Annotated in this window: 25 protein-coding genes and 1 pseudogene; 15 read left to right on the forward strand and 11 right to left on the reverse strand. The window is 59.7% G+C overall.

All coding sequences use genetic code 11. The annotated features are described in order from the left end of the window. Positions 1-21 precede the first annotated feature (21 nt). Positions 22-738 (reverse strand): FadR/GntR family transcriptional regulator, encoded by a 717-nt coding sequence (locus ACYZTS_RS24895; RefSeq protein WP_461992797.1) that lies wholly within the window; start codon positions 736-738, stop codon positions 22-24. Positions 739-882: 144 nt separating this feature from the next. Between ACYZTS_RS24895 and ampC the strand changes: the two genes are divergently transcribed. Next, on the forward strand, positions 883-2,055 hold the full coding sequence (ampC, locus tag ACYZTS_RS24900; RefSeq protein ID WP_461992799.1) for a class C beta-lactamase: 1,173 nt from the start codon (positions 883-885) through the stop codon (positions 2,053-2,055). A gap of 208 nt (positions 2,056-2,263) precedes the next feature. On the opposite strand, the gene ACYZTS_RS24905 is transcribed toward ampC, so the two are convergent. Both ACYZTS_RS24905 and ACYZTS_RS24910 read right to left on the reverse strand, forming a co-directional pair. After that, complete coding sequence (locus tag ACYZTS_RS24905; protein WP_461992801.1) at positions 2,264-2,809, reverse strand: DUF4174 domain-containing protein; 546 nt, start codon at positions 2,807-2,809, stop codon at positions 2,264-2,266. Between the two features lie 190 nt (positions 2,810-2,999). After that, positions 3,000-3,785 carry a sulfite exporter TauE/SafE family protein gene (locus ACYZTS_RS24910; protein WP_461992803.1) on the reverse strand — a complete coding sequence of 262 codons (786 nt, stop codon included), beginning with the start codon at positions 3,783-3,785 and terminating at the stop codon, positions 3,000-3,002. 490 nt (positions 3,786-4,275) lie between these two features. Between ACYZTS_RS24910 and ACYZTS_RS24915 the strand changes: the two genes are divergently transcribed. Beyond that, positions 4,276-4,674 (forward strand): hypothetical protein, encoded by a 399-nt coding sequence (locus ACYZTS_RS24915; protein ID WP_461992805.1) that lies wholly within the window; start codon positions 4,276-4,278, stop codon positions 4,672-4,674. A gap of 435 nt (positions 4,675-5,109) precedes the next feature. On the opposite strand, the gene ACYZTS_RS24920 is transcribed toward ACYZTS_RS24915, so the two are convergent. After that, positions 5,110-5,859: a hypothetical protein gene (locus ACYZTS_RS24920; RefSeq protein WP_461992807.1), complete on the reverse strand. Its 750-nt coding sequence runs from the start codon at positions 5,857-5,859 to the stop codon at positions 5,110-5,112. 242 nt (positions 5,860-6,101) lie between these two features. On the opposite strand from ACYZTS_RS24920, the gene ACYZTS_RS24925 reads away from it, so the two are divergent. The 3 genes from ACYZTS_RS24925 to ACYZTS_RS24935 all read left to right on the forward strand — a co-directional run bounded on the left by ACYZTS_RS24925 (position 6,102) and on the right by ACYZTS_RS24935 (position 8,870). Continuing rightward, positions 6,102-7,250, forward strand: a complete 1,149-nt coding sequence (locus ACYZTS_RS24925) for an aldose epimerase family protein (RefSeq protein WP_461992809.1) — start codon at positions 6,102-6,104, stop codon at positions 7,248-7,250. Between the two features lie 297 nt (positions 7,251-7,547). Continuing rightward, a complete protein-coding gene (locus tag ACYZTS_RS24930; protein WP_461992811.1) occupies positions 7,548-8,369 on the forward strand; it encodes an aldo/keto reductase in 822 nt (273 codons plus the stop codon). A 30-nt stretch (positions 8,370-8,399) separates the two neighbouring features. After that, on the forward strand, positions 8,400-8,870 hold the full coding sequence (locus ACYZTS_RS24935) for a DUF1810 domain-containing protein (RefSeq protein WP_461992813.1): 471 nt from the start codon (positions 8,400-8,402) through the stop codon (positions 8,868-8,870). Here ACYZTS_RS24935 and ACYZTS_RS24940 read toward each other — a convergent pair. Continuing rightward, positions 8,835-11,195 carry a DNA polymerase II gene (locus ACYZTS_RS24940; protein ID WP_461992814.1) on the reverse strand — a complete coding sequence of 787 codons (2,361 nt, stop codon included), beginning with the start codon at positions 11,193-11,195 and terminating at the stop codon, positions 8,835-8,837. The genes ACYZTS_RS24935 and ACYZTS_RS24940 overlap by 36 nt on opposite strands. Positions 11,196-11,483: 288 nt before the next feature. On the opposite strand from ACYZTS_RS24940, the gene ACYZTS_RS24945 reads away from it, so the two are divergent. Next, the gene (locus ACYZTS_RS24945; protein WP_028624712.1) at positions 11,484-11,924 is read left to right on the forward strand and encodes a CBS domain-containing protein; all 441 of its coding nucleotides are present in this window, start codon (positions 11,484-11,486) and stop codon (positions 11,922-11,924) included. Positions 11,925-12,306: 382 nt separating this feature from the next. Here ACYZTS_RS24945 and ACYZTS_RS24950 read toward each other — a convergent pair whose 3' ends face one another. Next, positions 12,307-12,930, reverse strand: a complete 624-nt coding sequence (locus ACYZTS_RS24950) for a glutathione S-transferase (protein ID WP_461992817.1) — start codon at positions 12,928-12,930, stop codon at positions 12,307-12,309. Positions 12,931-13,089: 159 nt separating this feature from the next. Here ACYZTS_RS24950 and ACYZTS_RS24955 point away from each other — a divergent pair, with 159 nt between their 5' ends. The 3 genes from ACYZTS_RS24955 (at position 13,090) to ACYZTS_RS24965 (ending at position 14,976) form a co-directional block, all read left to right on the forward strand. Continuing rightward, on the forward strand, positions 13,090-13,611 hold the full coding sequence (locus ACYZTS_RS24955; RefSeq protein WP_028624709.1) for a DUF3455 domain-containing protein: 522 nt from the start codon (positions 13,090-13,092) through the stop codon (positions 13,609-13,611). A 115-nt stretch (positions 13,612-13,726) separates the two neighbouring features. Beyond that, on the forward strand, positions 13,727-14,260 hold the full coding sequence (locus tag ACYZTS_RS24960) for a sigma-70 family RNA polymerase sigma factor (RefSeq protein WP_461992819.1): 534 nt from the start codon (positions 13,727-13,729) through the stop codon (positions 14,258-14,260). Continuing rightward, positions 14,257-14,976: an anti-sigma factor gene (locus ACYZTS_RS24965; protein ID WP_461992821.1), complete on the forward strand. Its 720-nt coding sequence runs from the start codon at positions 14,257-14,259 to the stop codon at positions 14,974-14,976. Before ACYZTS_RS24960 ends, ACYZTS_RS24965 begins: the two co-directional genes overlap by 4 nt. Here the strand turns inward: ACYZTS_RS24965 and ACYZTS_RS24970 are convergent, their stop codons facing one another. Continuing rightward, entirely contained in the window at positions 14,977-16,071 is a 1,095-nt protein-coding gene (locus ACYZTS_RS24970; RefSeq protein WP_028624706.1) for a DUF1615 domain-containing protein, read from the reverse strand. A gap of 237 nt (positions 16,072-16,308) precedes the next feature. Here ACYZTS_RS24970 and ACYZTS_RS24975 point away from each other — a divergent pair, with 237 nt between their 5' ends. Further along, complete coding sequence (locus ACYZTS_RS24975; RefSeq protein WP_461992823.1) at positions 16,309-18,525, forward strand: TonB-dependent receptor; 2,217 nt, start codon at positions 16,309-16,311, stop codon at positions 18,523-18,525. A 57-nt stretch (positions 18,526-18,582) separates the two neighbouring features. After that, positions 18,583-18,789, forward strand: a pseudogene (locus tag ACYZTS_RS24980) (FAD-dependent oxidoreductase); the annotation flags it as partial. Positions 18,790-18,820: 31 nt separating this feature from the next. Here the strand turns inward: ACYZTS_RS24980 and hemB are convergent. Then, entirely contained in the window at positions 18,821-19,795 is a 975-nt protein-coding gene (gene hemB / locus ACYZTS_RS24985; protein ID WP_461992825.1) for a porphobilinogen synthase, read from the reverse strand. Positions 19,796-20,216: 421 nt separating this feature from the next. On the opposite strand from hemB, the gene ACYZTS_RS24990 reads away from it, so the two are divergent. Together ACYZTS_RS24990 and ACYZTS_RS24995 are read left to right on the forward strand one after the other, a co-directional pair. After that, positions 20,217-20,891, forward strand: a complete 675-nt coding sequence (locus ACYZTS_RS24990; RefSeq protein ID WP_461992827.1) for a histidine phosphatase family protein — start codon at positions 20,217-20,219, stop codon at positions 20,889-20,891. A gap of 91 nt (positions 20,892-20,982) precedes the next feature. Then, positions 20,983-22,038: a permease gene (locus ACYZTS_RS24995; protein ID WP_028624702.1), complete on the forward strand. Its 1,056-nt coding sequence runs from the start codon at positions 20,983-20,985 to the stop codon at positions 22,036-22,038. Between the two features lie 48 nt (positions 22,039-22,086). Here the strand turns inward: ACYZTS_RS24995 and mnmH are convergent, their stop codons facing one another. After that, positions 22,087-23,190, reverse strand: a complete 1,104-nt coding sequence (gene mnmH, locus ACYZTS_RS25000; protein ID WP_461992829.1) for a tRNA 2-selenouridine(34) synthase MnmH — start codon at positions 23,188-23,190, stop codon at positions 22,087-22,089. Then, positions 23,190-24,224: a selenide, water dikinase SelD gene (selD, locus tag ACYZTS_RS25005; RefSeq protein ID WP_028622718.1), complete on the reverse strand. Its 1,035-nt coding sequence runs from the start codon at positions 24,222-24,224 to the stop codon at positions 23,190-23,192. The genes mnmH and selD overlap by 1 nt, the downstream gene beginning before the upstream one ends. Before the next feature lie 252 nt (positions 24,225-24,476). Between selD and ACYZTS_RS25010 the strand changes: the two genes are divergently transcribed. Then, positions 24,477-24,704 (forward strand): DUF6555 family protein, encoded by a 228-nt coding sequence (locus ACYZTS_RS25010; protein ID WP_028622719.1) that lies wholly within the window; start codon positions 24,477-24,479, stop codon positions 24,702-24,704. A 19-nt stretch (positions 24,705-24,723) separates the two neighbouring features. Continuing rightward, positions 24,724-25,002 (forward strand): hypothetical protein, encoded by a 279-nt coding sequence (locus tag ACYZTS_RS25015; RefSeq protein WP_461996543.1) that lies wholly within the window; start codon positions 24,724-24,726, stop codon positions 25,000-25,002. 21 nt (positions 25,003-25,023) lie between these two features. Here ACYZTS_RS25015 and ACYZTS_RS25020 read toward each other — a convergent pair whose 3' ends face one another. Continuing rightward, entirely contained in the window at positions 25,024-25,188 is a 165-nt protein-coding gene (locus ACYZTS_RS25020) for a metallothionein (protein WP_081832507.1), read from the reverse strand. Between the last annotated feature and the right edge of the window lie 46 nt (positions 25,189-25,234).

Raw genomic sequence — 25,234 nt, forward strand, 5'->3', positions numbered from 1 at the left:
TGCGGTCGAGTAGACCAACGGTTAGTCACGGTCGGCGAGAAAGCGGTCGCGGCTGTTAGTCAGGTGTAACCACATTGCGGCGCGCGCGGCGTCCGGGTCCTGACGCTTGATCGCGTTGAGAATGGCCTCATGTTCGAGATTGGCCAATTGCCCCAGCTTGGTCAGATCCGCCGCGCCGCGCTCGATCGCATTGACGCGGGTTCGCGGGATCATGGCACTACCCAGATGCTGCATGATTTCGCTGAAGCAGACATTGCCGGTAGCTTCGGCGATCAACAGATGGAAACGCTTGTCGGCCTCCACGCAACTGTCGTTATTGGCGAGCAGGCGCTGATAATCGTCCAGCGCTTCACGCATTTGCTGCACTTGCTGAACCGTGCGGCGCGTGGCGGCCAACGCCGCTGCCTGAGTCTCCAGGCCCATGCGCAATTCCAGAATGCCGCGTTCACCCAATGCAGTGTCGACGCTCAGGCGCAGCCCCTGCTCCGGCGCCCGCTCAATCACAAAGGTGCCGATGCCGTGGCGAGTTTCGACCAGCCCGGACGCCTGCAACTTGGAGATCGCCTCACGCACCACGGTGCGGCTGACCCCGTGTTCCACAACGATGGTATTTTCTGACGGCAGCTTGTCGCCCGGCTGCATTTGGCCGAGCAGGATGCTCTGAGTCAGTTTGGCGACCAGGTCGTGGGCCAGGTTGTGAGTGCGCTTGCGGGCAGGCGCGTCGAGGTCTTCTTGCATGGCGATTATCCGAGAGCGGAGCTAACGGGATCGTAGCATTCGGGCGGGCGGTAATCTCTGAAAAAAGCCGACTTGGCTTGCAAGGTTGTCAAACCCCTTCAGACTGCTTAGATTTTGCCCGCCCCTCAGCGGAAGAGATTGATCATGCCTGGCAACAAACTGAATAAAATGGCGTCCTGCGCTTTGCTCGTGCCATTGCTCGCTACAGGTCACTGCATGGCAGCAGATGATCGCCTCGAAAACCTGGTCAACGCCGCCGTCGAACCGGTGATGCGGCAGCAGCAGATCCCCGGTCTCGTCGTCGCCATCACCGTGAAAGGCCAGCCGCGTTTCTTCAATTACGGCGTGACCTCGAAAGAAGCCGGGGAGCCGGTGACTCCGGACACGTTGTTCGAAATCGGCTCGCTCAGCAAAACCTTCACCGCCACCCTCGCCGCTTATGCTCAGGCCACTGGCAAACTGTCGCTGTCGGACAAGGCCAGTCAGATTCTACCGACGCTGCGCGGCAGTGCCTTCGACGGCATCAGTGTGCTTCAGCTTGGCACTTATTCTGCCGGCGGATTGCCGCTGCAGTTTCCGAGCGAGGCAGACGCGCCAGACAGAATGCTCGGTTACTTCAAAGACTGGCAGCCGGTTTACCCGGCGGGGACTCATCGCCAGTATTCGAACCCGAGCCTGGGGCTGTTCGGTTACCTGGCCGCCCAGCGCATGGGTGCGCCGTTCGATGAGGTAATGATGAACACCGTGCTGCCCAAGCTCGGTTTGAAGCACACCTGGCTAAAGGTGCCACCGGATCAGATGGGCTTATATGCTCAGGGCTACAACAAGGACGGCAAACCGGTTCGGGTCGGGCCTGGCGCGCTGGATTCCCAGGCGTACGGGATCAAAACCAGCGCGGCGGATTTGATCCGCTATGTTCAGGCGAACCTGCAGCCGAAGGGTCTCGAGGCGTCGATGCAGCAGGCTATTGCCACGACGCACACGGGTTACTACAAGGTCGGGGAGATGACTCAGGGCCTGGGTTGGGAAATCTATCCGTACCCGGTGACGCTGGAGCAACTGTTGGCGGGTAATTCGACGTCAATGGCGATGGAGCCGCACAAAGTCGAGTGGCTGAACCCGCCTCAGCTTCAACCCGATAATGCGCTGTACAACAAGACCGGTTCGACCGGCGGCTTCGGCGCCTATGCTGCGTACGTGCCTTCGAAAGATATCGGCGTCGTGATACTCGCCAACAAAAATTTTCCCATCCCGGAGCGAATCAAAATCGCTCATCACCTATTGACGACTATCTCGCAACCACCCGAATCCAAGTAGCAGCTGCCGAACCTGCGATGCCCTTGTAGCAGCTGCCGAGCCTGCGAGGCTGCGTCCGAGCGCGCAGCGGTCGCCGTCGGCATGATGAACGGTCGGATAAACCGCGAATGCTTTGGCGAGTGCTGCGCACTCGGACGCAGCCTCGCAGGCTCGGCAGCTGCTACAGGGGGCCGGCCGCTGCGTGCAATATTGAGCGTTGGTCGCCGGCTCAATCGTTGGGCATTTGCGGTGTCTTGGCGGGTTTCGCCGGCTTGGTATTGGCGCCCTTGGCCGGGGCCGGTGCTACTTCGGCGGCCGGCGGAGGGGCCGCCATCGCGGCTTCTTTTTCCGCCATCGGCATGGCGTCGATGGTGCTGAAAATCTTCTGCAGGTCAATGTCGTCCGACTGCTCGAGTTTCTTTTCGCCGTCCTTGCCCACCAGAATGACCTTGGTCTTCGCGCCAGCGCCCAACTTCAGCGAGCGAATCAAGGCCGCAGTGTCTTGCGGGCCCAGGTCTTTGCCTTCGCGCTGCCCCATCAGATTGAACACGGTGTACAACACCATGCTTCGGTCGGTGAAGCCTTTGCGGTTTTCGGGCTGGTCCAGGGATTTTTTCAGGCTTAGCCACGCCGGGTCGACCGTGCTCGGCGCGATGACAATCAGCGGGCGCGAGCGGCCTTTGTCCATGTCCAGCGGTGAGTCGCCATCGGCGGCGAGCAAGGGGCAGGCGAAAGCCAGCAAGGTAGTCAGGGTCAAGGACCTGAGCATGCGCATCTCCTTTTGATATCCACGCTCTAATGATTGCGCATCGCGGTGATTGTTCCGGGTGACGCAGCGCAATTGTGTCTCGCCTGGATAAAAGCTTAGGTCAGCGCGCTCATTGCGCAACCGACCGGGCGCAACTCATCGCTCGCCCTTCATCGCTTTATCGACGACCAGCGCCGGGATTGAAAGCTAATAAAGATCAGAACGCTAGCTTATAGCCGATCAACACCAGCATCGTTGCCAGGCAGGGGCGTAACACTTCATCGGAGATGCGGCCGGTCAGGTGGCTGCCGAGATAAATGCCCGGCAGCGAGCCGATCAGCAGATAGCCCAACACGTGCCAGTCCATGTTGCCCATGCTGGCATGGCCAAGACCGGCGACCAGGGTCAGTGGCACCGCGTGGGCGATTTCCGTACCGACCAGGCGGCGCGTTGGCAGCAGCGGATAGAGGATGAACAACGCCACGGTGCCCAGTGCGCCGGCGCCGATCGAGGTCAACGCAACCATGGTGCCCAGCACAAGACCGGTGATCACCGTGAGCACGTTGAGGCGCGAACCGCTCGGGTTGTAATGGCCACCCGCACGCTTGTGGGCGAAGTCCAGAAGGCGTTTCTTGAAGAAAATCGCCAGGGCGGTCGCGAACAGAACGAAGCCCAAGGCCTGCTTGATCACGGCGTTCATCGCATCGGGCGACGTGTGCAGCGTGCTCAGGAACCACAACGTCATCGCCACCGCTGGCACGCTGCCAAGGGTCAGCCAACCGGTGATCGCCCAGTCGATATTCTTGTTTTTGCGGTGAACCAGAACGCCGCTGGATTTGGTGATGGCGGCGTACAGCAAGTCGGTGCCGACGGCCGTCGCCGGGTTGATACCGAACCACAGCAAAATAGGCGTCATCAGCGAACCGCCGCCCACGCCCGTCATGCCGACGATGAAGCCCACCACCAGCCCTGCCACGACCAACCCGACGTTCACCAAATCCATCAAGACATCCACTCAGACTGCGGGGAAAAACTGGCCCGCAGCATAGCGATTTTTCTTATAACTCTTTAGAACGATGGGGACTATCGTTATTCCGCTGCTCTGATGGTGAGGTAGTCGTTTGTTGCTGCGGCGTTTGCTGGTTTGGTTTGGCGCGGGAAGCTGTTCGGGGCGGGCTTGCTCCGGGCGGCGTTCCGACGATGGCGGTGCGTCAGGCGACTTTTGTTTTGAGGGGTGTACATATCCGTTGCTGCGGTTGGGGCTGGTATTGGTTTCGCCCTTACGGCGAGTCACTTTGGAAAAGAGCCCCAAAGTAACCAAAAGGCTCTCGCCCCGCCATTCGGTGCCTCGCTCTGGCTCGGCATGCCCTCACTCCGGCATTGCTCCGGGGGCCCGTCGCCATCGGCCATCCATGGCCGGGGGCGACTACCGCGGCATCCTTGCCGCGGTGCCCCTGCGCAACACCTGCGTTCGGCCTCTGGGAAAGGGGCAGGTGGATCAAGATCAAGATCTAAAGCAAAGCAAAGCAAAGCAAAGCAAAGCAAAGCAAAGCAAAGCAAAGCAAAGCAAAGCAAAGCAAAGCAAAGCAAAGCAAAGCAAAGCAAAGCAAAGCAAAGCAAAGCAAAGCAAAGCAAAGCAAAGCAAAGTCCCAGATGCCCGCTCCACTGCTGATCGTTCCCATTCCGCGTGGGAATGCCGCCCGGGACGCTCCGCGTTCCGAAGTCGACGCAAGAGTGCAGCCGTGCGCTGCTGTGACGCAGAGCGTCACGGGTTGCATTCCCACGCAGAGCGCGGGAACGATCAGCATACGGCGCAACGTAATATGCGCAGCCAGGTCGGCTATCAGGCCGCCTCGGCGGCTGTGGCGGTTAGCGCCCCCTCGGGAGGCTGAGTGGAGGTTCTGCGCAGTGGGCAACCCGGCAAGGATGCCGGGTTAGGCGCGCACGGCCAAGGATGGCCGATCGCGCCGGGCCCACGGAGCAGGACCGGAGCGAAGGCATGGCGAGCACTAGCGAGCCACCGTACGTCAGGGGCAAGAGCACTTGGTTACTTGGGGCCGGGCCGCGTAGGCATTTCCAAGTGACTCGCCGTAAGGGCGAAACCGATAGCAGCCCTGACCGCAATAACGGATATGTACACCAGCAAAAATCTAACCGCCCAAGACATAGCCATCGCAGGCAAGCCAGCTCCTACAGGGGACCGGTTACACCCTCAAGAATCCAGCAAAATCAGAAGTCCGCCTTCGCGAGAAGCTTCCCTCCTACGGCGACTGAAGACATCAGCAAAGCAAGGCGTGCAATACCGACGAAGACTCAAGCAAGCCCCCTCACTGCACCGGCAAAAAATTCAAAAACAACAAACTCTGCGCGTAATTCAAGCCGATCCGCCGATAACGCTCATCCAGCATCTGCGTCAGCAAATCCAGGCGCGACACGATCTTGCCGAACTCCACCGCAAAACTCAGGTTGCTGCCCTCCTCCGAAATCTCATTGGAAAACAACAACGGTTCACCCTGCTTGTTCTGCCGTTGGCTGAGAATCCAAGTGGCTTTTTCGATGTTGCGCGCAGCGTTGTTGACGAACGTCGGGTTGATCGCATCAGTCATGTAGAACTCGACACGATTGCCATGGGCCGTGACGAGCATGCTACCGATGGCATAGATGAACGCGCCTACCCGGTCGCCCAGAAACTCCGGACTCATGGCAAAACTCAGCGCCGCCAGGTCCTTTTTGCCGCCCAGCGTCGGCAGCGGCTGTTGCTGTTCGATGGCCATGCGCACCTGCTTTTCCGCCGTGCGCGCGTCGAGAAAACCGGATTTTTTCAACTCCTGCGGATTGCGCAGGTACAGCTTGCTCATCAGCAAATACAGGCTGTCCAGGTTATCGCGCATCGCCAGGGTCGCCATGCGGTCAACGCTGGTTTGCAGGAACTCCTGGGGTTTACCTTCGCGGAACTGAGTGATGATGCCCTGGCCGTCGCGGTGGCTGCAGCCGGCCGTTAACAACGTCGACAGGACGACGAACAGCAAGCTGAGGCGGCGTAGATGCGCAGAAATGAGGGGTGAAACTCGAACCATGGATTATGAACTTGGCATGGGCCGGCGGTGGGGATCGCCGCGGGCTGGCCAAGGATAGAGCCGTGAAAGATGAAAAAGTGCAGTACCGACGGTCCATAACGCGACTCGCCTGTGACCTGCCGCTAATTAGTCATACTTTATAATTGAAAACCAAGCTCAATAGGCTATATATCTAAGCCGTGATCAAAACCACAGATCATTGGTATGACTAATAAATCACAAAAACAAAAAGGATGGTCAGCATGCTTATATTTCGTCCCTCGCTTTACGGCTTAGGATTGTCCCTGATGATTGCCACTCTCTCCACCCAGGCCAACGGCCTGACCAGCGAACATAAAGTTTTCGGCAAAACCGATGACGGCACGCCGGTCGAGCAATACATCCTGCGTAACAACCACGGGATGGAGGCCACCGTCATCACCTACGGCGGCATTTTGCAGTCGCTGAAAGTGCCGGACAAACACGGCAAAATCGAAGACGTGGTGCTTGGATTCGATGATGTGCACGGCTATCAGGCCGGCACCGCGTTCTTCGGCGCTACCATCGGACGCTTCGGCAATCGCCTGGCCAATGGCGCGTTTGAACTGGACGGCAAGCGTTATCAGGTGCCTCTCAACGACGGCACCAATTCATTGCACGGTGGCGCTCAGGGGTTTGACAAACATGTCTGGAAGGCGGAGCCCGCCAAGGATAAGGATTCAGTTGGCGTGACCCTGACGTACCTGTCGGCGGACGGGCAAATGGGCTTCCCTGGCAATCTGAAAACCGAGGTCACGTACAGCCTGACCGAGAACAACGAGCTGCGCATCGATTACAAGGCATCTACCGACAAACCGACGGTGCTGAACCTGACCAATCACAGTTACTTCAACCTGGCAGGCGCGGGCAACGGCGATGTTCTGCAGCAGGTCGCGACCTTGCACGCCAGCCGTTACACGCCCGTCACCGGCAAACTGATTCCTACCGGTGAACTGGCACCGGTAGCCGGCACGCCGATGGATTTCACTAAACCCACGGCGATCGGCACACACATCAAGGCCGATCACCCGCAGCTGAAATTTGCCGAACCGAAACAGGGTGGTTTCGACTTCAACTGGGTGCTGGACGCCAAGGGTGACATTGGCAAACTCGCCGCAGATGTCAGCGACCCGCAATCCGGTCGGCGCTTGCAGCTGTACACCACCGAGCCCGGCGTGCAGTTCTACACCAGCAACTTCCTCGACGGTTCGGTCAAGGGCAAGGCGGGCAAAACCTACGCCCACTGGAGCGCCTTCACTCTGGAAACCCAACACTATCCCGACTCGCCGAATCAGCCGGACTTCCCGTCTACACGCCTGGACCCGGGCAAAACCTACACACAATCCACCGTGTTGAAATTCTCGACCCTCTAAACGCGCACACCTGTCTAAACGCGCACACCTGTAGCAGCTGCCGAGCCCGCGAGGCTGCGTCCGGCTGCGAAGCAGTCGCCAAACCCACAACGCGGTGTGGCAGTGAAACCTCGCGTGCAGAAGTTACGACTGCTGCGCAGCCGGACGCAGCCTCGCGGGCTCGGCAGCTGCTACGGGCTGCGCAACTATCTTGATCGGGGGTGCGCCGGTCGGGGGCGCTGGCGCTTCTGCAAGGGAACCACCGGGCGATTTTGCTGCCCATCGTAGTATCAATCGGTTTCCTGCTAGGAGGTTTTGATGCGAACCCTCGAACTGGCCGGCGTCCATGTGCCGGTCATCGGCCAAGGCACCTGGCGCATGGGCGAAGACGACTCACGGCGCAAAGACGAAATCGCGGCGCTGCGCCAAGGCATCGAGCTGGGCATGACGCTGATCGACAGCGCTGAAATGTACGCAGAGGGCGGCGCCGAGGAAGTGGTCGGCGAAGCCATCAGTGGTCAACGCGACAAGGTCTTTCTGGTCAGCAAGGTTTATCCGCACAACGCCAGCCGCAATGGCATACCGCAGGCCTGCGAGCGCAGCTTGCGACGGCTCGGCACCGAATACATCGATTTGTACCTCCTGCACTGGCGCGGCCAGTATCCCCTTGAAGAAACGGTCGAGGCGTTCGAACGCTTGCGCGATGAAGGCAAGATCGGCCGCTGGGGCGTGTCCAATTTTGACGTCGATGACCTGCAGGAACTGGCCAATCCGGCCTGCGCGACCAATCAGGTTCTCTACAACCTCGAAGAACGTGGCATCGAATTCGACCTGCTGCCGTGGCAGCAGAATCAGCAAATGCCGCTCATGGCGTATTGTCCCATCGGCCAGGGCGGCCAGATGCTCGCTCACGCGACACTGAAAAATATCGCCACCCGACACGACGCAACCCCCGCGCAAGTAGCGCTGGCGTGGATTCTGCGGCAGGAAGGCGTCATCGCCATTCCTAAAGCCGTTCGGCCGGAACATGTGCGTCTAAATGCACAAGCGGCACAATTACAACTTCAACCCGGGGACCTGGAGGCGCTGGACCAGGCATTTCGTGCGCCGCAAACCAAACAGCGCCTGGCCATGGTCTGAGCCAATGCCGTTATGTCAGAGGGCTTCTGCATGAGAAGCACCGATCTACAAGATTTTTTCAATCTGCAGCGCTTTATCCATGCGCAGGACCCGGTGTTCGGCAAAGTCGAGGAAGAACTCAAAGCCGGAGAAAAACGCCGGCACTGGATGTGGTTCATCTTTCCGCAACTGGCCGGGCTTGGCGGCAGCGAGATGTCGCGCTATTTTGCCATCCAGTCGGCCGACGAAGCAGTGGCCTACCTCGAACACCCACTGCTCGGAAAGCGTCTGCGCGCCTGCACGCAGTTGGTATTGAACGTCAAACAACGGTCCGCCGCTGATATTTTCGGTCATCCCGACGACCTGAAATTTCGCTCTTCAATGACGCTGTTCGCGCAAGTCGCCGCCGATCCTGCGCTGTTCAAGCAAGCGCTCAAACAGTATTTCCACAGCATCCCTGACGACTGGACGTTGTCACTGCTGGACTTAAAAAAGGCCCAGTTGCCCCCCAATCAGGGTTGAGAAGTCGTCGTCCACGAACGGCAGAATCGCGTCCGCTACCGGCTGTAATTGCCGCGTCACGTAATGATCGTAATCGATCGGCGCCGTGCGGATTTCCAGCGGTTCTGGCCCGGCCACGGTGATCACGTAACTGATCCAGCCGCCGTTCTGATACTGCCGGGGTCGGCCCTGGCGGTCATTGAACTCGTCGGCCAGACGCGCAGCGCGCACGTGGGGCGGCACATTGCGTTGGTAATCGTCGAGGGCGCGGCGCAGGCGCTTACGGTAAATCAAACGATCATCGAACGCCCCCGCGAGCGTCTGGCGCACGTAATCGCGCACGTAATCCTGATACGACTTGCGCTGAAAGATGCGCAAATACAGTTCCTGTTGAAATTGCCGGGCGAGCGGTGACCAGTCTGTGCGCACCGTCTCCAGACCTTTGTAGACCATTTCATCGCTGCCGTCGGCGCGGGTGACCAGCCCGGCGTAGCGCTTTTTGCTGCCCTCCTCGGCGCCACGAATGGTCGGCATCAGAAAGCGTTTGTAGTGGGTCTCGAATTGCAGCTCCAGCGCACTGTCCAGCCCGTATTCCTGCTGCACATGTTCACGCCACCATTGGTTGACGTGGTCCACCAGCGCGCGGCCGATCTGCGCGGCCTCTTCCTGCCCGTGGGCACGACGCAGCCAGACGAACGTCGAGTCGGTATCGCCGTAGATCACCGTGTGGCCCTGGGCTTCGATCAATTGGCGGGTGCGCAGCATGATTTCGTGGCCGCGCAGGGTGATCGAAGACGCCAGCCGTGTATCGAAGAACCGGCAGCCACTGGAGCCGAGCACGCCGTAAAAGGCATTCATGATGATCTTCAACGCCTGGGACAGCGGTGCGTTATGCTCGCGCTTGGCGGTTTCGCGACCTTCGGCAACCCGCGCAACGATGGCGGGCAGACAATGTCGGCTGCGGGAGAAGCGTGCGCCACGAAAGCCTGCAACCGACTCATCGTCAGCGGGATGCTTGAGGCCTTCGATCAGGCCCACTGGGTCGATCAGAAAGGTGCGGATAATCGACGGATAAAGGCTCTTGTAATCGAGCACCAAGACCGATTCGTAGAGGCCCGGCTGCGAGTCCATGACAAAACCACCCGGGCTTGCTTCAGCGGGTTTGCTGCCAAGATTGGGCGCTACGAACCCCTGCCGGTGCATCAGCGGCATGTACAAATGCGTGAACGCTGCCACCGATCCGCCGCTGCGGTCCGCCGGCAAACCGGTGACACTGGCGCGTTCCAGCAGAAAGGTCAGCAACTCGGTCCTGGCGAAAATCTGCGTGACCAGCTCGCAGTCCCTGAGGTTGTACTTGGCCAGCGCCGGTTTGTCCTCGGCGAACATGCGGTTGATTTCGTCCATGCGCTGATACGGATTGTTGATCGCCTTGCCTTCGCCAAGGAGGGTTTGCGCAACATTTTCCAGGCTGAAGGACGCAAAGCTCCAGGTCGCCGAGCGCAGGGCTTCGATGCCGTCGATGATCAGCCGCCCCGCCGCCGAGGCGAAGTAATGATTGCCGCTGCCGTGTTCGCGCCACTGCATTTCCTCACCGCCGCGCCCCAGTTTCAGCGGCACACCCAGGCGTCGCGCGTGCTCGTGAAGCACGCGCAGATCGAATTGCACGACATTCCAGCCGATGATCGCGTCGGGATCAAAGCGGGCGAACCATTCGTTGAGCTTTTTCAGCAAGACGGTGCGGGAGTCGCAGTATTCGAGCTGGAAGTCCACGGCGCTGTCATCACCGTTGGGCGGCCCGAGCATATACACCTGACGCTCGCCGCAGCCTTCCAGGCCAATGCAATACAACTCGCCGCGCGCGGTGGTTTCGATGTCCAGAGACACCAGTTTCAGCGCCGGGCGGTAATCTGGATCGGGCTTCATCTGCGCGTCACGCAGCAGGCCGTCGGCATCGGGCGTGCCGCCTAAGATCACCGGCGCAGTGATGAACCGCTCCATCATGTAGCGTTCCGGCGGGCGCACGTCGGCTTCGAAGACTTCGACGCCGGCCTTGCGCAGCGCCGTTTCCAGGCGCATCAACTGGCCGTGCTGCTGGCAATAAAGACCGAGCACCGGGCGATGCTCGAAATCCTGCAAAGCCAACGGGCGCAGTTCGACGTTTTTTTCACCTCGTAACAGCAGTTCAGCCTGTTCGCGCTGAACCGCCGGAATAAACGCCACCGACGGCTGATGCGGCAGACGAACCCGTTGGGCACCGTTGTCGGTCGCCAGCCAGAATTCGACTTCGGTGCCGGCCGGGGTATCACGCCAATGCCGCGTCAGGACGAAGCCCCGCTGTAAATCCACCACTGCAACCTCGAGTTTGAATCAGGCGGTGATTGTACCTGTCATCGTGGGAGAGACTGCGTATTGCGACATGAATGCTATTGATGAGGGCATTGGCGTGTGGTGACGCGGTGTTCAGTCGGACTGATTTTCATTGGTCGCCGTCATCGCCAGCAGGCTGGCTCCTGCAATTTGCGTTGAAAAAACGGTAAATGACGTTTTTTGCGCATTATCTGCCGCTTTGCGCCTTGCTCTGCGGGCCAGCGTCTACGATTCTTCAGGAACAACGACAACACCAGAGTAACCACCATGAAAACCGTCGCCCAACTGCTCAAGTTGAAAGATCAAAAAAATCAGGAAGTGCACCAGATCAAACCCGATCACATGGTGCTCGAAGCGCTGATGAAGATGGCCGAGAAAAATGTCGGCGCTTTGCTGGTGGTTGAAAATGAAGAGGTGTTGGGAATCATCAGCGAGCGCGATTACGCCCGCAAGCTGGTGCTGCATGGCCGCTCTTCGGTGGGCACGCCGGTGCGCGACATCATGGTCTCGCCAGTGATCACGGTAGACACCCACCAAACCGTCGACACCTGCCTGAGCATCATGTCCGACAAACGCCTGCGGCACTTGCCGGTGGTGGAGAATGGGAAGCTGATCGGCTTGCTGTCGATTGGCGATTTGGTCAAGGAAGCGATTGCCGAGCAGGCTGAGTTGATTCAGCAGCTGGAGCAATATATTCGGGGTGAATAGCGGGAGGACGGCTTGATTGCGTAGGTGGTTGATTGGTCGATTGGTCGATTGGTCGATTGGTCGATTGGTCGATTGGTCGATTACGATGTTGACTGACCTGCCGCTTACATGAGCAAGCGCTCCTGCACTTGATATGCGATCACCTGAGCGAGGCTTGCTCGAGATGGCTTTCTGTCAGGCTGCAGTGGATTTGTCGGTGTACATATCCGGTTTTACGGTGATGGCTGCTATGGGTTCCGCTCTTACAGCGGGTCACTTGGAGAAGCCTACGCGGCCCGGCCCCAAGTGACTCGCTGTAAAAGCGAACCAAATTGAAGCCATTACCGCAGAAATGGATATGTACCCGGCATTAAGTACCCAGACATAGCCATAGTTGGCTGAATTAAACCGGCCAATGCCGCGCAAACACCGGTGCCAGGGTCGGGTGCCGGTCGATTCGCTCCAGCCAGGCGAAAAACCCCGGCCGCGCATTGCGCAAATGCTCCCGACTCCCCGCCCACCGGCTGACCACCGCCGCCAACACGTCCAGCGCGCCCGGCGTCTCATCGCCCAAATACAACTCGCCCGAAAACTGATCGGCAAACACCTCCCAACTCCAGTGCAATCGAGTGCGCGCGCCAGCCATCAAATTATCCATGGACGCCTGATCCGCTTCGGCCAGCCAGCGCTCCGGGTAATCGATGACGCCGATGGCGGCGTAGCAATTGCTGACGATAAAGGCCAGCCCACGAATCGCCTGATCGCGCTCCATAGGCTCTTTGGGCAGCAAATCTGATTTTGGGAACGCCAGGCCAAGGTGAATCAGGATCGCCGCGCTCTCGGTGAGAATGCTGCCGTCAGGCAATTGCAGCGTCGGAATCTGCTTGAGCGGATTGAGCTTTTCCAGCGCTGTCGCCGATTCTGGAGATGATTCGACGTCGATGAAGCGATAAGGAATCTCACACAGCTCAAGTGCGGCTTCAATCGCGGCGGCGCCGGAATTCTGGTGCCCATAAAGTTGGTACATAAACACCTCCAATGACGATCCTGACGTTGTAGCAGCTGACTGTGGGCCTGCCGAAAAATTTCTTTTTTTCGCACTGCATCCAAATCGCGATCCGACGGGTAGTACCAGTAGCAGCCCCTGATGCTGCCGAGCGGGTTACCCACTTTCGGAGAAAACATCATGAACGCCAGACAACTGATTTGCCTCGCCGGTCTGTTTGCCGCCATCCCGGCAGCCTACGCCCAGACCAGCCTGCCCGACACCATCAAAGTGCCCGATGGCCACAAAGTCTCGATGGAAACCACCGGCGTCGGCGAAATCACTTACGAATGCCGTGACAAGGCGAACGCGGCCGGCCAGACCGAATGGGTATTTGTCGGTCCCAAAGCAGTGCTCAATGATCGCAGCGGCAAACAGGTTGGCACCTACTTCGGCCCGCCCGCCACATGGCAGGCCAAAGACGGTTCGAAAGTGACCGGCACGCAACTGGCCGTGGCGCCGTCGAGCGCCGGCAATCTGCCGTATCAGTTGGTCAAGGCCAATCCTGCCGAAGGCAAAGGCGCGATGACCGGCGTGAGTTACATCCAGCGCGTCGCGCTCAAGGGCGGCGTGGCGCCAAGTGCCGAGTGCACGGCGGCCAACAAGGGCAAGCAAGAAGTGGTGAAGTATCAGGCTGACTATATTTTCTGGTCGCAGTCTTGATGCCATGAGGTGTTGTGTCAGCCGTGCGCGTATCGGCTGACACACACCTTCGCTCCGACATTTACGGAATTGTTTGCTAGATTGCATGGGTATCCATTTCTGACGGCTGAGCTCTGTGTCCTTGCCTGAATCAAACTTTGATTACGAAGACCGTTTGGCAGCTTGCGCACGCGGGGAGCGCCAGGCCTTGCGGGATTTGTATGTGCAAGAGAGCCCACGCTTGTTGGGAGTGGCCAAGCGTCTGGTGCGCGACACGGCGCTGGCCGAAGACATCGTGCACGACGCCTTCCTGAAAATCTGGGCAGGCGCCGCACGTTTTGACCCGTCACGGGGATCGGCGCGCGGCTGGATGTTCACCGTGACCCGGCACCTGGCGCTTAATTTTCTGCGCGACAACAGCCGCGAGGTATATGGCGAGGTTGCCGAGCATGAGCAGGATCACACGGAAAGCTTTGATGCCCAGGTGCATTCTTCACGCATTCATGGGTGTCTGGAGCAACTGGAACCGGCGCGACGCAGCTGCATTGTGCATGCCTACGTCGACGGTTATTCCCACGCCGAGATTGCAGACAAACTCGGCACCCCGCTGGGCACCGTCAAAGCCTGGATCAAGCGGAGCCTGACGGCATTGCGGGAGTGCATGGGATGATTACCGGACCGACGAATGAAACACCGGAAGAACTCGACGAACTCGCCAGCGAATACGTATTGGGCACGCTCTCGGCGCAACGGCGTATCGAGGTGCAACAGCGCCTTGCCGACGACAGCCGATTGCGCAGCGCCGTCGACACCTGGGAGCGGCGCTTGCTCGGCCTGACCGAACTGGCCGAGCCGCAGACACCCTCACCTCACCTCTGGCAGCGTATCGAGCGCAGCGTGCACGGTTTCAACCGTGCACCGGCAGCCGCGACCGTAGCTTCTCCATCCTGGTGGAATCTGCTACCGCTTTGGCGAGGACTCGCCGGTGCGGGTCTGGCCGCGACTTTGTTGCTGGGTGCTCTGATGTTGACGCAGACCACGGTCAAACCGACGTACCTTGTGGTGCTGGTCGCGCCGCAGGACAAGGCCCCGGGCTGGGTGATTCAGGCGAGCGACTCGAGGGAAATCCAGCTGATCCCGCTGGGCGCGTTTGAAGTTCCGGCGGACAAGGCACTGGAGTTCTGGACCAAGGGTACGGACTGGCAAGGACCGGTTTCGCTCGGTCTGGTCAAACCCGGCCAAACGCTTACCGTGCCGCTGGACAAATTGCCGCCGCTGCAAGCGGATCAGCTATTCGAGTTAACGCTGGAAAACCCCACTGGCTCACCGACCGGCAAACCAACCGGCCCGATTCAGGCCATCGGCCGCGCGGTGAAGATAATCTGATCAGCGCCCCGCCCGCTTCATGCACCGCTGATAACGCTCATCTACCCGTTTTGCAAACCACGCCGTGGTCAGCTTGCGCGTGATTTTCGGGCTCTGCAGAACGATCCCCGGCAGCACCGCACGCGGCAACGTTCGGCCTTCGGCTTGCTCGGCCAATTTGAAAACCTGTTCATAGAGTTCAGTCTCTTCAAACTCCAGGCTTTTGCCTTTTTCCAGTTGATCGCGGAGGGTCGGATTGCGCATGCCCAACTGTTTGCCCAGGGTTCGCACCGCCAGTTCGGTAGTGCCCGGCATGATTGAATCGTAGCGAACCAGATCGCCGTCCAGCGCCAGGGGTATGCCCGAAGCTCTGCTTACCGCGTTCTGAAAGGCCGCATTGCGACTGGCGTACCAGCCGGCGTTGAAATCGGCGAAACGGTAGAGCGGTTGCTGATAGCTCACTGGGTAGCCAAGCAAATGCGCGATGCCGAAATACATGCCGCCGCGTCGGCTGAACACTTCACGTCGAATCGAGCCGTCCACCGTGTACGGGTAATCGCGCGACTGCGCCTCGGCAAAGTCGATGCTCACCTGCATCGGGCCGCCGGTGTGCACCGGGTTGAAGCCACCGAACAAAGTGCGCCCCATGGGCACCATGCCGATGAAATCGTCAAAAATGGCGCTGAGTTCCTTTTCGCTGCGCGCAGCATTGAGGCGCTCGCTGTAGCTTTTGCCATTGCTCGAACGCACTTGCAACGCGCCGCTCACCAACAGGCTGGGGATGTGCACTTTCGCAGCCCGGCGGTTGATCTCTTCGCGAGCGATCTTGCCCAGCCCCGGCACTGGTGGATCGACCTGAAAGGTCGATTCCTGCTCGGTGACAGCCAATACCGAACACAGGTTTTGCGTTGACGGGTAAATATCCTGCGTGGCAAAAGCGACGTAGATGTCCGTGGCCCAACCTTGACGGTCGGCAGTTTTCGCCGGCAGCAGGCGCATGATTTCCGCCTTGACCTCGGCGGGCTTGCGCGCCGGTGGTTCCTGCACGCGCTGAGTGCCGCAACCGGCCAGAATCAGCAGGGCAGCGACGCTTATGATCAATCGATTGGCTTGCATGGTGCTCCATCAAAACCGTTGAGGCGAGGTCACCATACGATCAATGGCATGGCGCAGGCTATGACTGTCGCCGCCCCTCCCCGTTCCCGCCAGACATTTCCCACAGACCAATCCGACAAATCCATTGCGCGACGTTACTGAGAAAAACTATCATTCGCGCCTGGAGTCGTATCTGCGCAAGGAGTTCTCTGCGCCCGCCATTCTTACCTCACTAGCGGCGTGCCGCAGGTACGAAACATGATTACTCCAGGCCGCATTGGCGTTCCTTTTCGCCCGACACTTCTCGCCCTGCTCTGCTCGTTGTCCGTGACTGTCCACGCTGCGCCCGATACCACCAACAACGGCGACAAGGCGCTGGTGCTGGGCGACGTCAACGTCAATGCGCAAGCCCCGACAGCCTCGGACTTGCCGCCGCCCTTCGCCGGTGGTCAAGTGGCGCGCGGCGGGCAGATGGGTGTGCTGGGTAACCAGGACATCATGGACGTGCCGTTCAGCATGGCCTCCTACACCGAGCAGCTGATTCAGGATCAACAGGCCGAAGACATCGCCGATGTGCTGCTCAACGATGCTTCGGTGCGTCAGGCCAGCGGTTTCTCCAACCAGGCACAGGTCTTCATGATCCGCGGCCTGCCATTGAACGGCGACGATATTTCCTACAACGGGCTGTACGGCGTACTACCGCGACAGATCATTTCCACCGACGCCCTCGAGCGCGTGGAAGTGTTCAAAGGCCCCAACGCTTTCATCAACGGGGTGACGCCGACCGGCTCCGGCATCGGCGGTGGCGTCAACCTGCAACCCAAGCGCGCCGGCGATGAGCCGTTGCGCCGCTTTACCACCGACATCAGCGACGAAGGACGAATCGGCCAACACCTGGATCTCGGCCAGCGCTTCGGTGAAGACAACCGTTTCGGCGCTCGGGTCAACCTCGCACAACGCGAAGGCGATACTGCCATCGACAAAGAAAACCAGCGTTCCAAACTGTTCGCCCTCGGCCTCGACTACCGCGGCGATGCCCTGCGCGTGTCCGGCGATTTCGCCTACCAGAAACAGCGGATCAACGCCGGTCGCAACAGCGTCAACGTCGGCAACGCCACGCACATCCCGGATGCGCCATCGGCCGACACCAACTACGCGCCCAAATGGGGTTTCACTGAAATCGAAGACACCTTCGGCATGCTGCGCGCCGAATATGACCTGAACGACAGCTGGACCGCCTACATTGCCGGCGGCGCCAAGCACACTCGCGAAGTCGGTCGCTACAACTCGACGACGCTAGTGGGTAATGACGGCGGTTCGGTGACGACCGGCTCGTTCATCCCTCACGACGAAGACAACAAAAGCGTGATGGGCGGACTCAACGGCAAATTCAACACCGGCCCTGTCAGCCATAAACTCAATTTCGGCCTTGCCGGGATCTGGACCGAACAACGCAGCGCCTACGATTTCGACCTGACCCGTTATTCGAACAACATCTACCACCCGGTGGACACGCCTTCGCCGGTCGGTAACTTCGCCGGCGGCGACCTCAACGATCCGGGTATCGTCGGCAAAACGTTCAATCGCAGCGTTGCGGTATCCGACACGCTCGGTTTCTTCGATGATCGCCTGCTGGTGACCGTCGGCCTGCGTCGCCAGCAGTTGGTGGTGCAAGGTTATGGTTACGCGCCGGAGGGGTCCGGCAGTCGTACTTCCTCCTACGATGAAGCGATCACCACGCCGGTCTACGGCATCGTGTACAAACCGTGGGATACCGTGTCGTTCTATGCCAACCGCATCGAAGGTCTGGCGCAGGGGCCGACCTCTCCTACGTCGGCGCTCAGCCGCGTGGTGGTCAATGGCAACGAAGTGTATGCACCGGCGCGTTCCAAGCAGCTTGAAGCCGGGGTCAAGATCGACATGGGCGCCTACGGCGCGAGCCTCGGGGTATTCCGTATCGAGCAGCCGAGTGACGGCTACACCGAGATCATTGATGCCACCACCGCGCGTTACGTGCGCGAAGGCGAACAGGTCAACAAAGGCGTCGAGCTCAACGTCTTCGGCGAACCGCTCAGCGGCCTGCGCCTGATCAGCGGCCTGACCCTGATCGACACCGAACTGAAGAACACCGCCGGTGGCCTCAATGACGGCAACGATGCGATCGGCGTGCCGACCTTCCAGTTCAACGCCTCCGTCGACTGGGATGTGCCGGGCCTGCAAGGCGTGGCGTTGAATGGCCGCATGTTGCGCACCGGCGGGCAATACGCCGACGCCGCCAACAACCTCAGCCTGCCCACCTGGAACCGCTTTGACGCCGGCGCTCGTTATGCCTTCAAGGTTCAGGAAAAAGATGTGACGCTGCGCTTCGGCGTGGAAAACCTCGCCAACAAAAAATACTGGGAATCGGCTCAGGGCGGTTACCTGACCCAAGGCGAACCGCGCGTGGCGAAGCTGTCGGGCACCATCGACTTCTGATCCGCGCCACTTACCGAAAAGGCCCCGCAGCTTCTCCGCTGCGAGGCCTTTTTCCGCGAAGAGATGATCGCCTGGTGCGCTGAACATCATTTGCTCTTGCAGGTGTTCGGCTGGCGCTCCGCGTTCGAAGCGGCAGGCCTGGCGCGCAACGGCTTTTACCTGTTGCGTCCAGACACCTATGTGGCGATTGCCGAGACGTGCTCCGATCCGAAAGTGATCGAACAGTATTTCCGGCAACACGGGATTCGGCCGTTTTTCACATGATCCAGAAAGCTTTACCGAGTCAGCGTGCGGCTTAAATTCCCGCCAACGCCAGGTCCATAGCGAAGTAGGTGAAAATCAGATCCGCGCCCGCGCGTTTGATCGCGCCGAGGCTTTCGCGGACCACGCGATCCTCATCAATCGCTCCGGCTTGCGCACCGAACTTGATCATTGCGTACTCGCCACTCACCTGATAAGCCGCCAATGGCAGGCGCGACACTTCGCGGATGTCGCGGATGATGTCGAGGTACGCGCCGGCCGGTTTGACCATCAAGGCGTCGGCGCCTTGCTGCTCGTCCAGCAACGATTCGCGGACGGCTTCGCGGCGGTTCATCGGGTTCATCTGATAGCTTTTGCGGTCGCCCTTGAGCGCACTGCCGCCGGCTTCACGAAACGGGCCGTAGAGCGCCGAGGCGAATTTGGTCGAATAGGCCATGATCGGGATTTGATTGAAACCGGCCTCATCAAGTGCCTTGCGGATCGCCCGAACCTGCCCGTCCATGGCGGCCGACGGGGCTATCACGTCAGCACCGGCCCGGGCGGCGGCGACGGCTTGCTTGCCCAGATTGATCAGGGTCTGGTCGTTGTCGACTTCGTGGTTGTGCAGCACACCGCAGTGCCCATGGTCGGTGTATTCGCAGAAACAGGTGTCGGACATCACAATCATTTCCGGCACCGCGTCCTTGGCGATCCGCGACATGCGCGAGACCAGACCGTTGTCGCTCCAGGTGTCGCTGCCGCTACTGTCCAGATGATGGGACACGCCGAAGGTCATCACCGATTTGATCCCGGCCCGCGCATAGCGCTCGATCTCGCCGGCCAGTTTCGACTCCGGGATACGCATCACCCCGGGCATGCTGTTGATCGGCACAAAATCGTCGATTTCTTCCTCGACGAATATCGGCAGCACCAGGTCGCTCACGCTGAATTCGGTTTCCTGGAACAGGTTGCGCAGGCTCGCATTGCGGCGCAGACGGCGGGGACGTGCTTCGGGGAACTGACTGGACATGGGAATTCCTGCAAAAACGGCGGATTAGACGAAAGTCGTAGGGGGCGAAAGCTTAGGCCTTGTGCGGCGTCGGGCACAAACCCCGAACGGGAAAAAACCCTTACACCATCAGCAATAATCCCCGATCCCTACAGCCGCTGCCGAGCCCGCGAGGCTGCGGTCGCAAAGTTTGCAACAGCAGCCTACGGCAGCGCCTACAAACCGTAACATCCTGTCGATAAGCTTTACCCCAATCCCGACCGGGTCGCGGCTACAGTGCTGCGCACTTGACGGTGATCGAACCAAACGGGCCTCGAGGACTCTGAGCATTGCCCGCTAGTAAACGCAAATGCCATAACGACATGGAAACCACCTGATGCTGGGAGCTAGGGGTGTAGAGGTTTGTCAGCCTTAACCGACTGTGCTGAAGAATATCTATCGAATGATGAATTTTTTGAAATTCGCCAAGCCTTTCAAACATCGCGCCTACATCCTGCTGCCAGTCTTGCTGGCCGTGAGCGCCTTGTTTCTGTCGCTGGAGTCCAGCGAAAGCCGCGCTCAACCGGCAGACGGTACCCAGACACTGGTGTTTCTGCGTCACGCGGAAAAACCCGCCGGTGGCCTCGGCCAGCTGAATTGCCAGGGCCTGAACCGCGCCATTGACCTGGCCACCCTGCTGCCGGAAAAATTCGGCAAGGCGGACTACGTGTTCGCCGCCAACCCGACGCGCAATGTCGAAGAAGGCGAACTGGATAACTCTTACAGCTACATTCGTCCCTTGATGACCATCAGCCCCAGCGCCATCAAGCTCGGCCTGCCGGTGAACATCGAATTCTCGGCCAATGACACCAGTGATCTGGCCGATGAGTTGCTGGAAGACAAGTATCACAACTCGGTGATCTATACCGCCTGGTCGCACGGCTACCTGCCTGAACTGATCAACAAGGTGGCGGGCGAAGCGGTTGGCAAAAAGCAGAACATTACCGAAGACTGGGCCTCCAGCGATTTCGACTCGCTCTACGTGCTTACTCTGACGTGGCACAACGGCAAGGCCAGCCTGCAGAGCCACACCTACCAGCAAGGCCTGGATAACGGTCAGGAAACCTGCCCAAGCTGATCGCGTTCGGTTAACCCGACCGGCGAATACCAGCATCGACCAAGGGGCTGGGCTATCATGCAGCCCATCTCCCTTTGTCCGGATCCTCCCCATGTCGCTCTCAACCACAGCCAACCCTTCGCGGGGCTGGTCGTTCTGGTGGAAACCCGCCTTGTTCGTGCTGGTGGCCTGCATCGGCCTCTACTACGTCAAGTGGTCGCCCTACTATTTGAAGGCGTTCGTCGCCGCTGACAATCACAGCATCGGCGCTTCCATACTCAACGACGCCCAGACCGCCCCGCTGGCTGCCGCCCTGATCTACGCGAAAGTGTATTTTCTGGCGATCTGGAAAGCCGCCGTGCTGGCGGTCATCCTCGGTTCCCTGCTGCAAGTACTGATTCCGCGAGACTGGTTGCTGCGCCTGTTCGGCCGCGCCGGGGTGGCCTCGACCGTGCGCGGTGGTTTGTTCGCCCTGCCGGGGATGATGTGCTCATGCTGCGCGGCTCCGGTGGCCGCGAGCATGCGTCGCTCGAACGTTTCAGTGGGCGCAGCGCTGGCGTTCTGGATCGGCAATCCGGTGCTCAATCCAGCCACGTTGGTGTTCATGGGCTTCGTCCTCGGCTGGGGCTTCACGGCATTGCGTCTGGTGGCGGGGATTGTGCTGGTGTTCGGCGTGTCGTTGGTGGCTCAGCGTATTGCCGGCCCGGAAACACTGCCGGAAGCGGCAGTCGAAGCGGTCACTAACGCGACAGTCAAAGACACCCAGCCTTTCCTGACGCGCTGGGCAAAAACCCTGTGGCAGCTGTTCTGGAGCACCATTCCGGTATACATCCTCGCAGTGCTGGTACTCGGCGCCGTGCGCGTCTGGGTGTTCCCGCACATCGACGGAGCCATGGCCAATAGCTTGCTCTGGCTGATTCCTCTGGCGATTGTCGGCACGCTGTTTGTGATCCCGACGGCGGCCGAAATCCCTATCGTGCAAACCATGATGACCCTGGGCATGGGCACTGCACCGGCGGTCGCGTTGCTGATGACCCTACCGAGCATCAGCCTGCCGTCGCTGTTGATGCTGCGCAAGGATTTCGACGCGCGGGTGCTGCTGAGCGTGGCGCTGATGACGATGGGAATCGGCGTGGTCAGCGGGCTGATCGGAGCGGCGCTGCTTTAGGATTTACAGGGGATGGACGGGCCTCGTCGCGGGCCCGCCGATTCAACATCAGCGTCGCTGAATGACCCGCTGGCGAAGGTACTCAAGCACCGCCGCCTGCTCCCCGACGAACTCGATCCGTGCGCCTTTCTTCTCGCGCTGAAACGCATACATCGGGTCGTAATACTCTCGCAGCAACCCTTCGATCCAGTCGCGATGCAGGTCCACCGCACCACTGCGCGCCTGCTCGGCCAAGGCCGCTTCCATCAGGATCAGCATCCGCCGATGTCGCTCGCCGCCAAGGCGTTTCTGGACATTGTTCAGGCTCGCCAGCAAACGTTCGGAAAACAACGCAAAGCCTTCCTCCCCGTGCACGCCGATAAATTCGGCGCACAGGTCTACCACGTAATCGCGCAGGATCCGCTCGACCCGACCTTGCAGACTGTCCTCGAGCCACACCATCGGAAACTCCTGCATGCCCTGAAACAGCGGCAACGGCAAGGCGCAACTGCCAACCATGCGGCTTTCGTCTTCAAGTACGAACTGCTCGATCCCATGATCCCGCTTTTTCAGCAGGTCCACAGCCAGGCGGTTTTCGAAATCGATATTGGACGGCTGCCCGGTCGCGCGTTTGCCAAAGCTGGAGCCACGATGATTGGCGTGACCTTCCAGATCGAGGCCATTGTTCAACTGCATAAGCACTTCAGTCTTGCCGGTGCCCGTCATGCCACCCAGCAAGACGAAATCGCTCTGGGTGAGCGCTTGCTCGAGCGTCCCCAGCAAGAAGGTGCGCATGGCTTTGTAGCCACCGCCGACCCGCGGAAAATCGATGCCCGCCTCGTCCTTGAGCCACTGCTGGACGATCTGCGAACGCAAGCCGCCGCGAAAGCAGTACAACAAGCCATCAGGGTGAGCCTGGGCAAACTCAGCCCAGGCCTGGATGCGTTGCGCCTTGATCGGGCCGGACACCAGTTGATGGCCGAGGGTGATCGCCGCCTGCTGGCCTTGTTCCTTGTAACAGGTGCCGATGCGCTGCCGCTCGCTGTCGTTCATCAGCGGCAAGTTGGCCACGCCGGGGAAGGCACCCTTGACGAATTCGACCGGCGCGCGCGTGTCCATCATCGGCCGGTCATGCAGGAAGATGTCGCGGTAATCGGTGACGTCGATGGGCATCAATACACCTCGACCGCGTTTGTCTGTCGCTCGACCAGTTCACCGATCGGCTGCAGCGACAGGCCCAGCTCGGCGGCGACTTCGAGGAACTGCGCGTTACCTTCGGGCGTCACCGCAATCAGCAAACCACCGCTGGTTTGCGGATCGCACAACACGCGTTTGTGCAACTCCTGAATCCGCCCCAGCTTGCTGGAGTAGCTGTCGAAATTGCGCAAGGTGCCGCCGGGGACGCAGCCTTGCTCCAGGTAATACTCGACACCGGGCAGCTGCGGGACCCGCGCGTATTCGATGCGCGCAGTGACGTGGCTGCCATCGGCCATCTCCACCAGATGCCCGAGCAGACCGAACCCGGTAACGTCGGTCATCGCCGTGACGCCGTCGAGCTTGCCGAAACGGCTGCCCGGTTTGTTGAGCGTGCACATCCAGTCGCGGGCGAGGCCGATGTCGGCGTGACGCAACTTGCCCTTCTTTTCAGCCGTGGTGAGGATGCCGATGCCCAGCGGTTTAGTGAGGTAGAGCAGGCAACCGACGGTGGCGGTGTCATTACGTTTCATATGGCGCTTGTGCACCAGCCCGGTCACGGCCAGGCCGAAGATCGGCTCCGGCGCGTCGATGGAATGGCCGCCGGCCAACGCAATCCCCGCCTCATCGCAGATCGACCGCCCGCCGCGAATCACTTCCCGGGCAATCTCCGGCGCCAGCACGTTGACCGGCCAGCCAAGAATCGCAATCGCCATCAATGGATCGCCGCCCATGGCGTAGATATCGCTGATCGCGTTGGTGGCGGCAATCCGGCCGAAATCGAACGGGTCATCGACAATCGGCATGAAGAAGTCTGTGGTCGAAACCACCCCGCGTTCCTCGTCAATCGCATACACCGCCGCGTCATCGCGCGAGGCGTTGCCCACCCACAGTTTAGGGTCAAGATTCTGCGCGCCACTGCCGGCGAGAATCACTTCCAGCACCTGCGGCGAAATCTTGCAGCCACACCCTGCGCCGTGGCTGTACTGTGTCAGACGGATCGGCTCGCTCATGGGGGCACCTCGTGAAGTCAATGCCGGCGATTCTAACAGAGCGCGGCCTTGGCCAGTCATGTCGCGCACAGGCGCGGGCGCTCTATTCGCCCCCCCTTAAGGGCGATGATCAGCATTCATTGACCTTTTTCACGACTTGCCGAGTACAGGTCCCAAACCCTGTCGCTATCGACCACTACCGCCTGACAATCCAACTGAATTTTCCGCCACCAGGACGATCCTTCTATTACTAGAGGGAGGAATTAGGGCTTTATGAACAACGCAAAACTTTTCGTCATTGAATACACCCTGCACGGCGCCCCCAAGTCCTTCATTATCCGCCTCGACAAAATGGATAACACTGAGGCATGGCATTGGGCGAGCTGTGATGCGGGCGTGGGCCGGATTCCGCGGTTCGGGCGCGAGAAGGTGCAAAAAACCAGTAAACCGATGGCGGAAAAATTCGGGGTGGAGAATGTTACGTGGCGACCAGCCGGGTAAATGATCGGGAGGATAAATGATGACGACCACGCCGCTGACCAGCCTGGGTCACATCGACTACGGCATCGATTCACTCTTTGGCCGCATCACTAAAAGTGCCGAGTGCCAGGTAGGCCTCGAGCCCGTTGAGAATGAGCCAAACCGCTTTGCCTTGCGCGTGCATGCGCCTTTGCCAGAAGACCTGGAGAAGGCGAATACAGTCTTGGTCAACGTGGACGGGCGACGACTTGGCGGCGTGATACGACATACCAAGCGGCTGGATGATGACAGCCTGAAACTGGAAGTGGAGCCCGAATAGGCTCCACTTTTTTTTGCGCTGCTATTTTTTTGGAGCCGCGCATTTGCAACCTTCACTGCTGCATGCTTCACCGTTTGCATGATGGTGGGCGCAAGCGTCGCAACAGTAATGCTTGCCGTGGCGCGCTATGGAATGTTCGCCGAGCTTGCACGAACATTGAGGGCAATCGCAGGTCTTTTCGGGCATGGGTCTGACTCCTTGAGTAGTGGTTGTCGGAGGGCCGCGTAAAGCG

This window comes from Pseudomonas sp. TMB3-21, assembly GCF_054898145.1.

Coding starts and splice junctions, on each gene's coding strand:
- ACYZTS_RS25010 (WP_028622719.1), top strand. CDS start 24,477: ATGAACAACGCAAAACTTTTCGTCATTGAATACACCCTGCACGGCGCC.
- ACYZTS_RS25015 (WP_461996543.1), top strand. CDS start 24,724: ATGACGACCACGCCGCTGACCAGCCTGGGTCACATCGACTACGGCATC.
- selD (WP_028622718.1), bottom strand. CDS start 24,224: ATGAGCGAGCCGATCCGTCTGACACAGTACAGCCACGGCGCAGGGTGT.
- ACYZTS_RS24910 (WP_461992803.1), bottom strand. CDS start 3,785: ATGGATTTGGTGAACGTCGGGTTGGTCGTGGCAGGGCTGGTGGTGGGC.
- ACYZTS_RS24975 (WP_461992823.1), top strand. CDS start 16,309: ATGATTACTCCAGGCCGCATTGGCGTTCCTTTTCGCCCGACACTTCTC.
- ampC (WP_461992799.1), top strand. CDS start 883: ATGCCTGGCAACAAACTGAATAAAATGGCGTCCTGCGCTTTGCTCGTG.
- ACYZTS_RS24930 (WP_461992811.1), top strand. CDS start 7,548: ATGCGAACCCTCGAACTGGCCGGCGTCCATGTGCCGGTCATCGGCCAA.
- ACYZTS_RS24970 (WP_028624706.1), bottom strand. CDS start 16,071: ATGCAAGCCAATCGATTGATCATAAGCGTCGCTGCCCTGCTGATTCTG.
- ACYZTS_RS24965 (WP_461992821.1), top strand. CDS start 14,257: ATGATTACCGGACCGACGAATGAAACACCGGAAGAACTCGACGAACTC.
- hemB (WP_461992825.1), bottom strand. CDS start 19,795: ATGTCCAGTCAGTTCCCCGAAGCACGTCCCCGCCGTCTGCGCCGCAAT.
- ACYZTS_RS25020 (WP_081832507.1), bottom strand. CDS start 25,188: ATGCCCGAAAAGACCTGCGATTGCCCTCAATGTTCGTGCAAGCTCGGC.
- ACYZTS_RS24990 (WP_461992827.1), top strand. CDS start 20,217: ATGATGAATTTTTTGAAATTCGCCAAGCCTTTCAAACATCGCGCCTAC.
- ACYZTS_RS24905 (WP_461992801.1), bottom strand. CDS start 2,809: ATGCGCATGCTCAGGTCCTTGACCCTGACTACCTTGCTGGCTTTCGCC.
- mnmH (WP_461992829.1), bottom strand. CDS start 23,190: ATGCCCATCGACGTCACCGATTACCGCGACATCTTCCTGCATGACCGG.
- ACYZTS_RS24895 (WP_461992797.1), bottom strand. CDS start 738: ATGCAAGAAGACCTCGACGCGCCTGCCCGCAAGCGCACTCACAACCTG.
- ACYZTS_RS24945 (WP_028624712.1), top strand. CDS start 11,484: ATGAAAACCGTCGCCCAACTGCTCAAGTTGAAAGATCAAAAAAATCAG.
- ACYZTS_RS24935 (WP_461992813.1), top strand. CDS start 8,400: ATGAGAAGCACCGATCTACAAGATTTTTTCAATCTGCAGCGCTTTATC.
- ACYZTS_RS24950 (WP_461992817.1), bottom strand. CDS start 12,930: ATGTACCAACTTTATGGGCACCAGAATTCCGGCGCCGCCGCGATTGAA.
- ACYZTS_RS24920 (WP_461992807.1), bottom strand. CDS start 5,859: ATGGTTCGAGTTTCACCCCTCATTTCTGCGCATCTACGCCGCCTCAGC.
- ACYZTS_RS24955 (WP_028624709.1), top strand. CDS start 13,090: ATGAACGCCAGACAACTGATTTGCCTCGCCGGTCTGTTTGCCGCCATC.
- ACYZTS_RS24995 (WP_028624702.1), top strand. CDS start 20,983: ATGTCGCTCTCAACCACAGCCAACCCTTCGCGGGGCTGGTCGTTCTGG.
- ACYZTS_RS24925 (WP_461992809.1), top strand. CDS start 6,102: ATGCTTATATTTCGTCCCTCGCTTTACGGCTTAGGATTGTCCCTGATG.